Origin of the sequence: Vagococcus fluvialis bH819, from assembly GCF_900163795.1 — a bacterium.
Lineage (GTDB): Bacteria > Bacillota > Bacilli > Lactobacillales > Vagococcaceae > Vagococcus > Vagococcus fluvialis_A.
The window spans coordinates 249,118-261,546 of the sequence record NZ_FWFD01000008.1 but is presented as its reverse complement, the minus strand read 5'-3'; the positions used below and the strand labels follow the sequence as shown (position 1 = coordinate 261,546).

The window sequence follows — 12,429 nt, the reverse complement described above, 5'->3', positions numbered from 1 at the left end:
GAGAGTAATAGATAAAATAATTGATACAGATGATTCTGATTAACTATAACAACGCAAATATGAAAGAATTAGGTGAACAACATGAGTGTAACAAAACATGATCAAATTCTTGAATACATAGAGACTTTACCAGTGGGAGAAAAGATTTCTGTACGTGGAATAGCTAAAGATTTATCTGTTAGCGAAGGAACGGCTTATCGAGCGATTAAGGAAGCAGAAACAGTCGGTTTAGTCTCAACCATTCAAAGAGTTGGCACAATAAGAATTGAAAGAAAAATAAAAGAAAATATCGAGAAATTATCTTTTGGAGAAGTATCAAAAATAATCGAAGGAGATATTTTAGCTGGTCATAGAGGGTTAGATAAAATATTGAAGAAGTTTATTATTGGTGCCATGACAGAAAAGAACATGTTACGTTACATAACGTCAGGTTCATTGATGATTGTTGGTGACAGAGAAAATGTTCAGCGTTTGGCGTTAGAAAATAGATCAGCAGTTCTTTTAACAGGTGGTTTTGATGTATCAGCAGATATTTTATCTTTAGCAGATGAGATGGAAATGCCAATCATTAGAACAACATACGATACATTTACAGTAGCAACAATGATTAATCGAGCGATTAGCGATCAGATGATTAAAAAAGATATTATGACAGTCGAAGATATTCAAACCCCATTTGAGAGAACGAACTATTTGAATGTTAAAGATACCATTCAAGATTATCATGAACTTTCTGAGAGTAGTGGTTTTACACGTTTTCCAGTTGTAAATAAATCCAATCGATTAGTGGGGATTATAACATCAAAAGATGTGGTGAATAAGCAGCCGACACAACCGATTGAAAAAATTATGACAAAAGATCCTCGTCGGGCTAAAAATCATATGAGTGTGGCTAGTATTGGTCACCAAATGATTTGGGATGGATTAGAAATAATCCCTGTTGTTGCCGATGATTTAACCCTTATCGGTATTGTCTCCAGACGAGATGTGATGAAGGCGATGCAACTAGCCCAGCGCCAGCCACAAGTTTCAAATACGTTATCAGATCAAATAACAGATGAAGTGATTGAAAAAACTAATAGAGATGGTACAGATACACCAGAGTTTTCATTTGTAGTAACGCCACAAATGGTAAATAATATGGGAACTTTATCTTTTGGCGTTTTAAATCAGATTATTTCAACTGCGGCTCAAAGAACGATGATGATTAAGTATCATCACAATTCAGTGATTGAGCAGATAAGTCTTTATTATTTTAAATTAATTCAAATTGATAGTGAAATTGAAGTCAAACCTCGAATGATTGAAGTCGGCAGACGCTCTGCTAAAATGGATGTAGAGGTGTATATTGATAATGTGATTGTTGCTAAAGCGATGATTGTCTGTCAGTTAATGGAGCAAACATAAAGGGAGATTTACATGGAGATAACAAAAAAAATTATAGACAAAATTAAAGCGTACGAAAAGATAATGATTCATCGCCATCAAAGTCCAGATCCAGATGCACTTGGTTCTCAAGGTGGTTTAGCTGAAATTTTAAGAGCCTCTTTTCCTGAAAAAGAAATTTATGTGGTAGGTGGTCCGGTAAATGATTTGAGCTATTTAATTACGATGGATGATGTAAGTGATGAGATGTATCAAGGTGCATTAGTTATTTCAACAGATACAGCTAATGCCCCAAGAATTAGTGGTGAACAGTATAAATTAGGTGATTATCTGATTAAAATTGATCACCATCCCAATGATGAGCCTTATGGTGATTTATCTTGGATTAGTACCGAGGCAAGTAGCACGAGTGAGATGATTTATGATTTCTTTTCTTATCATCAAGATGAGCTTAAAATGACGGATGAAGCAGCAAGACTTCTTTATGCGGGGATTGTAGGAGACACGGGTAGATTTATGTATCCAGCGACAACAAGTCATACTCTTTTAGTAGCCAGTAAGTTAAGAGAATATCCTTTTGACGCCTCAAAATTAAATCGACAAATCGATGAAATATCAGTTAAGATTGCTCGTTTATCAGGTTATGTGACAGAGAATATTCAAGTGGACGAAAATGGAGCCGCAATGGTTTTATTAACGCAAGAAATCCTTGATAAATTTGATGTAGTGGACTCTGAAACGCCAGCTATTATTTCTGTTCCAGGAAGAATTAAAGATATTCAAGCTTGGGGAATTTTTGTCGCACAACCTGAAGGAACATACCGTGTCAGACTACGTTCTAAAGGACCTATTATTAATACGATAGCCAAACGTCATGACGGTGGTGGACATCCTTTAGCGAGTGGGGCTAACGCTCAAAATTTGGATGAAGTAAAAGTAATCTATGAAGAAATACAAGCAGCAGTAAAAAGTGAGAATGGATTTTAGAAATTAAAAAGTAGGAAAGTAGGATGGTCAAAAGTCGTTTTGTTCTGAGCAACTGGAGACAAAAGTGAATAACCCCTCTTTTTGATTGATCGCTTTATGTAAAGTTGTCGTGGGAGAAAACGTTTATCCCCTAGCAATTAAGGAATAGTGTATAAACACCAAAGAGGCTGACATTTGAGTCAGCCTCTTTCTTGCTTTTTCGAATAAACTAGAATTCACTTATTTCAACGTTTTCGATGATAATTTTTACTTTTTGATTTTTGTTTATTTATTTTTTCTAATTCTTCTTGTTGAATGATGAGTTGATGGATTAACAGTTGTTGATCATTTTGGATGCTGTTCACTTCTTTTGTCGTTTCTTGTTTATCACTTCTTTTTTTTAACCTGAATTTAAAGGATTTTTTCCAAATATGACGAGCCTCAATTATCTGAGCAGAAATTACTGCTAATGAGCCAAGGCAAATAACGATAAAGTAATGAAGTTTTAATAGGTTCAAATGTGTTAACCATTGATTAATTACTTCAGGTAGTTGCTGGATTTCTTTGATGCTAGCAATAATAACTTTAACTTGCTCAATAACAACTGAAATATCACGGGGTAAATAACCTAATGAAAATTCATAATGATAAATAAAATTTTTCCATTTATCTGTTAGTTGTCCTATTTGTTTAGGTCCGAGATGATTTAAGGCATCTTGAACTGTTGAAAAGGTTTCAAGGGAAGTATTAACGACTACAAAAGCGTAATAAAAACTACCTAAGAGTAATATAATTAAACCAGTAACAAGAACATAATCATATTTTTTCCAATATTTTGTTGAATGAACTTTCCATAATTTGAATAAGAAATAAGTAATAGCACTAATGAAAACAAGGGCTTCGATGACAAAAAAGACCCCCACAACAATCGCACCGTTAGTTCCCCGAGTTGTTAATTCTTCGACAGCATTGGAGCTTGTTAATATAGCAATTGTATCTGGAACAGAAAAAGATAGTTGAGTTTGAAAGAGCCCAGAGAGTAATCTTTTTTGAAAGTATATTAATAAAAAATAAATAATAGTAAAAAAGAAACTGTATTGATAAATAGATTGGCGCATTTTTTTTCTAGAGTGTTTCATGGCAAAACCTCCTACTAATAAAGTATTTACATTTTACCATGAAATTGTCGGGATTTTGCAGTTATATTTTAAAGGATGTTATAATAAGGGTATAAAAAAATGAGTGAAAAAGAGGTCTTTTATTATGGAATTTTATTCCTATCAATATTTTATGAACCAATCATCACAAAGTCATATAGTGAAGTATGTCGTATTCATTAGTTTATTGGGATTACTACTCTGGGTTATTTTGAAAGAATTTCGCAGTAAAGATAAAATGAAGTACAGAGATTTAATTATCTTAGTTTCTTTAGCTATTACTTTTACAGCCGGTATTCAAATAAATGAATATGAAGTAGGAAAAACGAACCAAAGCAATTCTGCTCAGATGTTGAATTTTATTGAAAATATTAGTGAAAATCAAAATAAAAAAGCGAGTGAAATCTCTGTTAATTCAAAATATGTCAAAGATGAGATGTTGATAAAATTAAATGATACGTATTACCAAATTAATATGAATGCGGATTTATCTTCATTTAAATTAGAAGAAACTTATTTAATGAATGCTAACCAAGTTAAGCTGATAGAGGAGTAGTGGGAATGAAAGAATATTTAGAAATAGGTATAAAATTGGCGATTGGCTTAATCTCGCTGATATTTCAAATGAACTTACTAGGGAAAAGCAATCTAGCACCTACTTCTTCGCTGGACCAACTTCAAAATTTTGTGCTAGGGGGAATTATAGGGGGGATGATTTACAACAGTCAAGTCTCTATTCTACAATTTTTCTTGGTGTTAATTATGTGGACTTTTTTGGTGACACTTTTTAAATATCTAAAAGAAAATGTTAGTCTCGTTAAACGGTTAATTGATGGTCAACCAGTGACTTTAATCAAGAATGGGGAAGTGATTGTTGAAAGTTGTGCTAAAAAAGGAATATCAGCCAGTGATTTAATGTTTAAATTACGAGCATCAAATGTTTATGATACACGACAAGTTAAAAGGGCTATTCAGGAACAAAATGGACAGCTAACGATTATTTTATATGGTGAAGAACTAGTAAGATTTCCTATTATAACCAATGGATTTGTTGATGATGATATGTTGGAAACTTTTGATAAAGACAGAGAATGGCTTAGTAAAGAGTTAGAAAAACAAAAAACTGAGCTTTCTAATGTTTATCTAGGTGAATACAACAATGGTAACCTGTATCTAAGTTTATATGATAAAAAATAAAATAGAACGAAGTTGGCATTAAAAAATGTCAGCTTCATTCTATTTTTTTATTTATGGGCTCTTTTATATACTCACTAGGTGACATGCTAGTATATTTTTTAAAGAGTTTACTAAAGTGATAAGCATCTTGGTAGCCGACTAAATCAGCAATCTCTTTAATACTAAATTGATTTTGAACAAGTAACTCCTTTGCTTTTTCCATCCGAACTTTAATTAAATAATTAATAGGACTTTCACCAGTTTCTTGTTTAAATAACTTAGACATATAAGTTGGGCTAATATACATAGAACTAGACAAACTTTCTAAACTGATATCTTCGGAATGGTGAGTCTCTAAATAGTATTTAATGGAATTTGCCAGAATAGTCTTATCCTTTTCTTTTTGATTCATTGGATGAATGGGTAATTGTTGTTTTTCAATTTCTCTTAAGATAAGAATAAGTAAATCTGTTGTTAACAGTTGAATGGCCATTTCTTGATATAAATGGGCCACTTTTTTTTCATCTAATAAGCGTTTTATAAGTTGTTTAAAGTAATTTGAATGCTGAGAACGAATGATAGGTGATTCAACAGGTATCACATTTTTTTCGTAACCTAAAAATTGGAAATTATCAATGCCTAAATGTAAATGATGACTAGTGCCATCTGTTTCTTCCTCGTAGTGTAAGGTATAAGGATTTAAAATAATGATATCTCCAGTTTCCACAAGGTAATGCTGATGATTGATAAAGTAGTGACTAGGCCCGTTTAGAACAATACTAATTTCAATTGTATCATGGTAATGCAGAGGCGCTCTTTCTCCTTTTTTGAAATAGCCATCAGCAATATAGAGAATATCAGGGGTGAAGGTAGATTTGACAGGTTCTAACATGAACAGACTCCTTATTTTAATGAAGTTTCTAAGATTACAGTGCAGTAGCAAAGGCAATCAAGCCAAAAATAATACCTGGTAAATTAGCAATGGCAATTGGTAAATCTCTTGGTTTTTTACCAATTCCATAAAGAACCCACAAAGAACAATTAATTGCTGCGACAAGTGGTTGGATAGGATTTCCTTTTGAACCATTTAAATTATCTATAATTTGAGGAATATAAGAGACATACATCATGATCGACATTGCAGTAGCAACCCAACTCAAGTATTTAATAAACTTCTCTTGTTTTATGATAATCTCCTTCTTTCTATAGAGTAAAAAGTAAAGTTACTATAATAATATAGTACATCAAATGGGTAAGATATGCCATGTTTTAGGTGGGCGTTTACAGGTATTATAAGACAAGTATTTCATTAAGGGAGTTGAGGAAATGAGTCATTTAAAATGGATATATGGTTATGTGAAGCCATATCTAAAAACAGAAATTATAGCCAGTATCATTTTGATATTTTGTGCAGGACTGCAAGTGATTAATCCGGTTGTGATTGGATTGATTGTAGATAATATTGTAACAGGTAAAGGGGATCAAAATTTAGTTTTATACTTAAGTATTTTAATTGGTGTAACCGTTTTAAAAATTATCACACGTTATATCTATCAAAACATGTTTGAACAAGTGGGGCAGGATGTTTTATTTGATTTAAGAAATGACATGTACCGTAAAATTCATGTGTTAGATTTTGATTATTTCAATCATACTCGTGTCGGAGATATTCTCGCTCATATGACTGGAGATATCGATGCAGTTCGTCATTTTGTTTCGTGGTTAGCGTCAACGATTGTGGAAAACGTTCTATGGTTTATTTTAGCTATAATCGTCATGTTTAAAATTGACCCAGTGTTAGCTTTATGTATGATTGTCATTACACCGTTTATCTATATTCTTCAAAGTAAATTGTCTAAAGGAATTTATCCGAAATTTTATGCTATTAGGGAATCTTTTTCGAGATTGAATTCAATGGTAGAAGAAAATATTGGTGGGAATCGAGTTGTTAAGGCTTTTGCTAGAGAAGAATATGAAATCGAAAAATTCGATAAGGTAAATGACGATTACATGGAAAAAAATATGGAGTCAGCCCAAGTCTTGAGTACTTATCTCCCTTGGTTGGAGTTCTTTTCAGGTGTTTTGTCTGTATTGACTTTAGTAGTAGGTGGATTCTTAGCGATAAATGGTTCTCTATCAATCGGAGCGTTAGTAACGTTTACTAATTATCTATGGATGTTAAATAATCCTCTTAGAAATAGTGGCTGGATTATCAGTGACACACAACGTTTTTTTGCTAGTTCAGTTAAAATTAGAGCGTTACTAGACGAACCAGTTCAAATAAAATCTAAGGAAGAAATAGAACAAAATGATTTTACAGGTGAAGTAATATTTGAAGATGTGAACTTCTCCTTTCCAGATGATACGACAACAGCTGTTTTAAAAGATATCAACTTTAGGATTGAACCTGGACAAGTTGTAGGGATTTTAGGTAAGACAGGATCAGGTAAAACAACATTAGTTCATCTGATTGGCCGTTTTTATGAAGCGACTTCTGGCTCCATTCAAATAGGTGGAAAAGATATTAATGAATGGTCTTTGAAACAACTCAGAGAAAATATATCACTTGTAATGCAAGATGCCTTCTTATTCTCAGATTCAATAGAAGAAAATTTATCGTTTGGTGTAGACCAAGTGGATATGGGCTATATGGAAAGAATATCGAATATTGCAGATGCCCATCAGTTTATCGAAAGACTGCCTGAAGGCTATCAAACGATTGTTGGTGAGCGAGGCGTTGGCTTGTCAGGTGGACAAAAACAAAGAATATCCTTGGCGAGATCTCTTATGACAAAACCAGCAATTTTGATTTTAGATGATACGACATCGGCAGTAGATATGACCACAGAAACAAAAATACAAGAAGGATTAAAAGAAGCGATTGATGGTACGACAACTTTTATTATTGCTCATCGAATTAGTTCGGTAAAAGAGGCTGATATTATTTTGGTATTAGAAGAGGGTCGAATTGCTGAAAGAGGTAATCATGAAACCTTAATGGCAGATAGAGAGAGTATCTATCGTACGTTATATGAAAAACAATTAGGATTGAAGTAGGTGAGGGAAAATGGCAAAAAGAAATACGTATCAAACAGATGAAGAACTGACAAAATCATTTAGTTGGCATGACTATAAAAGATTGGGAACTTACATCAAACCGTATAAAAAATCAGTATTAGTTATTCTATTTATTATCGTTATTTCTAATTTAGTCGGAATGCTAGGACCTTATTTTATGAAATTAACAATAGATGAATTTATTCCTAATAAAGAAAAAGTAAAATTGTTACAAATGGGAAGCGTCTATCTTATCTCATTATTAATTATTGCTTGGTGTATGAGATATCGGATTTTAAAAATCACCGAATTAGGTCAAAAAATATTAAAAGATATGCGTTCGGATATTTTTATTCATATTCAAAAATTACCATTTTCTTATTATGATTCTAAACCACATGGAAAAATATTGATTCGTGTGGTGAATTATATTAATACATTGAGTGATCTTCTAAGTAATGGATTAATAAATTTTTTATCAGATATCATTAATATGCTGATAACACTAGTTGTGATGTTTATGATTGATGTTAAGTTAGCCTTTTATAGTTTACTTTTTTTACCTGTACTAATTGTTGCTACTTTTGTAATTCAAAGATACCAAAGAGTAGCTTATCAGACATTAAGCAACAAGCAATCGAATTTAACAGCGTATATTCATGAAAGTATTTCAGGTGTTCGAATTACGCAATCTTTTACGAAGGAAAATAAAAAACAAGATATTTTTGAGGATTTATCAAACCAATACCGAAGTGCATGGATGAAAGCTGTTCAAATTATGCGTCTATTATGGCCAGCAGTCGAGATGACTTCTGTTTTAACAATTTGTTTTCTTTATTATATTGGAGCTAAACAAATTGGAATTGAAGTAACAACAGGTACATTGATTGCATTTATGGCTTATATGACTAATTTTTGGAATCCTATCATTAATATTGGTAATTTCTATAATCAATTAGTAACCGCTACTGCGTACCTAGAACGGATTTTTGAAACATTAGATGAAGAACCTTTGATTAAAGATCAAGAAAATGCCATAGTTTTACCTCCAATTAAAGGAGAGGTAACGTTTAACCATGTTGTGTTCCAATATGAAACAGAAGGTGCCAAAATATTGAATGATTTAGATTTTAACGTTGAAGCTGGTAAGAGCATTGCCTTAGTTGGACCAACAGGAGCAGGGAAAACAACTGTTATTAATTTGATTAATCGTTTCTATGATGTGACAGAAGGTTCAGTGACAATTGATGGTATCAATATACGTGATGTTCAGCTATTATCTTTAAGAAAACAAATTGGAGTCATGTTACAAGATACATTTATCTTTTCTGGAACGATATTAGAAAATATTAGGTATGGAAAATTAGATGCAACAAAAGAGGAAATCATCGAAGCCAGTCGATTAGTTCGTGCCCATGATTTTATCGAAAAAATGCCTAATGGCTATGACACAATAGTGGAAGAAAGAGGAAGTACCTTATCAAGTGGGCAACAGCAATTAATTTCATTTGCAAGAGTCTTACTAGCTGATCCTAAAATTTTAATATTAGATGAAGCCACAGCAAATATTGATACAGCCACAGAAGAGCTGCTACAACAAGGATTAAATGAGTTATTAAAAAACAGAACATCTTTCATTATTGCTCATAGATTATCAACGATTAAAAATTGTGATGAAATTTTAGTTATTGACGAAGGTAAGGTAAAAGAAAAAGGAACGCATGAGGAGTTACTACAAATTAAGGGGCATTATGCAGGATTATATTATTCCCAATTTGAAGACTAATAGAATATTTTTTAAATAAATAGCAGGTATATTAAAAAGATACTTTTTATAAAAAAAGAGTATTTAAAAAAAGAGATAAATCACAAAAAAATGATGTATATATTGATAGTATTAGGTTCTTAAAGTGACTTCAAACATACTTTTTATAATCAATTATTTTTTTGATAGTGCTTTTTTATAGATGTTATTGACAAAAAAAGCTTTTGTGGTTTAATTAGAATGTAGTATGTAATATTTATGTATATTTGGGAACAAAATAATTTAAAAAATAGGATATTAGTAAGAGGAGAGAGAAATTCATGAAAAAAGTAAAATTAGCAACAGCAACATTAGCATTATTAGCAGGAACTGTAGTAGCGCCTGTTTATTCAACAACAGCACAAGCAGTGGAAGCAACAAAAACTTCTGAGTCAGTAAAAGATGAAAAAGAAGTTAAGAAAGACGAAGTACAAGCACCTACTGAAACATCGAAAGAAACAGTAGAAACACCAGAAGTACCAAAAGCGGACGCGTCAAAAGAAGTAAACGCACCGAAAGAAGCAACACAAAAAGCAGAAAAAACAGAAGCAGAAAAAGCTTTAGAAGCTGCTAAGGCAGATGCTTTAGAAGAAATCGCAGCTCGCGTAGCCTCTGGTATGCTTGATGGTTGGGAATCTGTAGGACTTGAAAATGATGTGAATGCAGCAACAACTGTTGATGCAGTTTATGCAGTTTTAGGTAAAAAAGCTCCAGAGAAACCAAAACCAGCAGAAAAAACTGAATTAGAAAAAGCAAAAGATGAAGCATTAGAAGAAATCGCAGCACGTGTTGCATATGGAGTAATTGATGAAAATGAAGCTTGGGGAATGGAAGTAGCAGTTAAAGATGCAAAAACTATCGAACAAGTAAATGCAGCATTAGGCAAAAAAACACCAGAAAAACCAAAACCAGTAGAAAAAACTGAATTAGAAAAAGCAAAAGAAAAAGCATTAGCAGATGTTAAAACACAATTAGAAATGGATTACTTAACACAAGAACAAGCTAATAGTTTAGACTTAGCTATTACAGCAGCAACATCAGTTGAAGAAATCAACAAATTAATGAATTATCAACCAACTGAACCAACAACACCAGAAGTAAACAAAGAATTAGAAAAATTAAAAGACCAAGCTTTCGCAGAATTAAAAAAATGGTTTGAAGAAGATTTAGTAACTTATGAAGAAACTTGGGAATTAACAGCTAAAATCAATGATGCAAAATCACTTGATGAATTAAAAGCACTAGGATTCTTAACTGGAGAAACAACAACACCAGAAGTAGACAAAGCTTTAGAAAATGCAAAAGATTTAGCATTTGCAGAACTAAAAGAATGGTTTGAAAATGACCTAGTATCTCATGAAGAAGCTTGGGAATTAACAGCAAAAATTAATGATGCTAAATCATTTGAAGAATTAAGAGCCTTAGGTTTCTTAGGTAATTTAGAAACAAATGAAAAAGAAAGTACAGTAACAGTTAATTATGTTGACGAAGCTGGAAAAGAAATTAAAGCATCAGAAAGCAAACAAGCTAAAGTTGGAGAAAAACAAACATTTAAAGCAGCAGAAATCAAAGGTTACGAAGTAGTAGGAAACGGATTATTCGAAGCTACATTTACAGATAGTCCACAAACAATTACATTTACTTACAAAGCTGTAGAAGAAAAAGATGTGTATTTAGAAACAGGAAAAGACATTGCTTTTGCAGAATTAAAAGAATGGTTTGAAAATGGTTTAGTAACATATGAAGAAGCTTGGGAATTAACAGCTAAAATCAATGATGCAAAATCAATTGATGAATTAAGAGCATTAGGATTTAAAGTTGAATTTGAAGCAGCAGCAAAAGAAAGTACAGTAACAGTTAAGTATGTTGATAAAGCTGGAAAAGAAATTAAAGAATCAGAAAGCTTAACAAAAGACATTGGCGAAACACATACGTTTGATGCAGCAAATATTGCCGGCTATGTAGTAGATGGTCCAGCAAGTATTAACGTAGAATTCAAAGATAGCCCACAAACAATTACATTTACTTACAATGAAGAAGCAAAAGAAACACAAAGTACAGTAACAGTGAAACATGTTGATAAAGCTGGAAAAGAAATTAAAGAATCAGAGAGCTTAACAAAAGACATTGGCGAAACACATACGTTTAATGCAGCGAATATTGTTGGCTATGTAGTAGATGGCCCAGCAAGTATTGATGTAGAATTCAAAGATAGCCCACAAACAATTACATTTACTTACGATGAAGAAGCAAAAGAAACACAAAGTACAGTAACAGTGAAACATGTTGATAAAGCTGGAAAAGAAATTAAAGAATCAGAAAGCTTAACAAAAGACATTGGCGAAACACATACGTTTAATGCAGCGAATATTGCTGGCTATGTAGTAGATGGTCCTGCAAGTATTGATGTAGAATTCAAAGATGGCGGACAAACAATTACATTTGCTTATGATAAAGTAGAAGAAGCAAAAGTAACAGAAAGTACAGTAACAGTTAAATATGTCGATAAAGATGGTAAAGAACTTATTAAATCAAACAGTTTAACTGCTAAAATTGGAGATGTTTATGAATTCTTCGCAGCAGAAATTGAAGGATACAAATTAGTAAGTCCTGCTTCAATCGTATTAACATTTACAGATAGCCCTCAAACTGTTTCATTTACTTATGAAAAAGTAGAAGGTAAAAAAGTAATTGACGACAAAAAAGGAAACAAAAAAGATCCTAAGAAAATTGAAAATAAAGCAACAAAAGCAACTAAAACTGATAAAAAAGCAACTTTACCACAAACAGGCGAAGCAGCTAGCGCAGGTTTACTTGCAGGTGGTTTCATGTCAATGTTAACTGCAGCATTTGTATTTTTCAGAAAAAATAAATAAGGTTGAT

The 12,429-nt window shown here is 32.3% G+C and carries 10 protein-coding genes; 7 read left to right on the top strand and 3 right to left on the bottom strand.

The window, feature by feature from the left end:
* Positions 1 to 81: 81 nt before the first annotated feature.
* Both FM121_RS05360 and FM121_RS05355 read left to right on the top strand, forming a co-directional pair.
* On the top strand, positions 82 to 1,407 hold the full coding sequence (locus tag FM121_RS05360) for a DRTGG domain-containing protein (RefSeq protein WP_086951130.1): 1,326 nt from the start codon (positions 82 to 84) through the stop codon (positions 1,405 to 1,407).
* Positions 1,408 to 1,419: 12 nt separating this feature from the next.
* Complete coding sequence (locus FM121_RS05355; protein ID WP_086951129.1) at positions 1,420 to 2,373, top strand: DHH family phosphoesterase; 954 nt, start codon at positions 1,420 to 1,422, stop codon at positions 2,371 to 2,373.
* 224 nt (positions 2,374 to 2,597) lie between these two features.
* On the opposite strand, the gene FM121_RS05350 is transcribed toward FM121_RS05355, so the two are convergent.
* Positions 2,598 to 3,491, bottom strand: a complete 894-nt coding sequence (locus FM121_RS05350) for a hypothetical protein (protein ID WP_086951128.1) — start codon at positions 3,489 to 3,491, stop codon at positions 2,598 to 2,600.
* A gap of 124 nt (positions 3,492 to 3,615) precedes the next feature.
* Here FM121_RS05350 and FM121_RS05345 point away from each other — a divergent pair, with 124 nt between their 5' ends.
* Together FM121_RS05345 and FM121_RS05340 are read left to right on the top strand one after the other, a co-directional pair.
* Positions 3,616 to 4,065, top strand: coding sequence for a DUF3290 family protein (locus FM121_RS05345; protein ID WP_086951127.1), 450 nt, complete (start codon positions 3,616 to 3,618; stop codon positions 4,063 to 4,065).
* Between the two features lie 5 nt (positions 4,066 to 4,070).
* Positions 4,071 to 4,706 carry a DUF421 domain-containing protein gene (locus tag FM121_RS05340; protein ID WP_086951126.1) on the top strand — a complete coding sequence of 212 codons (636 nt, stop codon included), beginning with the start codon at positions 4,071 to 4,073 and terminating at the stop codon, positions 4,704 to 4,706.
* Between the two features lie 34 nt (positions 4,707 to 4,740).
* On the opposite strand, the gene FM121_RS05335 is transcribed toward FM121_RS05340, so the two are convergent.
* Together FM121_RS05335 and FM121_RS05330 are read right to left on the bottom strand one after the other, a co-directional pair.
* Positions 4,741 to 5,577: a helix-turn-helix domain-containing protein gene (locus FM121_RS05335; protein WP_086951125.1), complete on the bottom strand. Its 837-nt coding sequence runs from the start codon at positions 5,575 to 5,577 to the stop codon at positions 4,741 to 4,743.
* Positions 5,578 to 5,611: 34 nt separating this feature from the next.
* Complete coding sequence (locus FM121_RS05330) at positions 5,612 to 5,872, bottom strand: SemiSWEET family transporter (RefSeq protein WP_086951124.1); 261 nt, start codon at positions 5,870 to 5,872, stop codon at positions 5,612 to 5,614.
* 139 nt (positions 5,873 to 6,011) lie between these two features.
* Here FM121_RS05330 and FM121_RS05325 point away from each other — a divergent pair, with 139 nt between their 5' ends.
* From FM121_RS05325 to FM121_RS05315, 3 genes are all read left to right on the top strand, one after another.
* Entirely contained in the window at positions 6,012 to 7,742 is a 1,731-nt protein-coding gene (locus FM121_RS05325; RefSeq protein ID WP_086951123.1) for an ABC transporter ATP-binding protein, read from the top strand.
* 10 nt (positions 7,743 to 7,752) lie between these two features.
* Complete coding sequence (locus FM121_RS05320; RefSeq protein WP_086951122.1) at positions 7,753 to 9,528, top strand: ABC transporter ATP-binding protein; 1,776 nt, start codon at positions 7,753 to 7,755, stop codon at positions 9,526 to 9,528.
* Positions 9,529 to 9,827: 299 nt separating this feature from the next.
* Positions 9,828 to 12,422 carry a MucBP domain-containing protein gene (locus FM121_RS05315; protein WP_086951121.1) on the top strand — a complete coding sequence of 865 codons (2,595 nt, stop codon included), beginning with the start codon at positions 9,828 to 9,830 and terminating at the stop codon, positions 12,420 to 12,422.
* Positions 12,423 to 12,429: the final 7 nt, after the last annotated feature.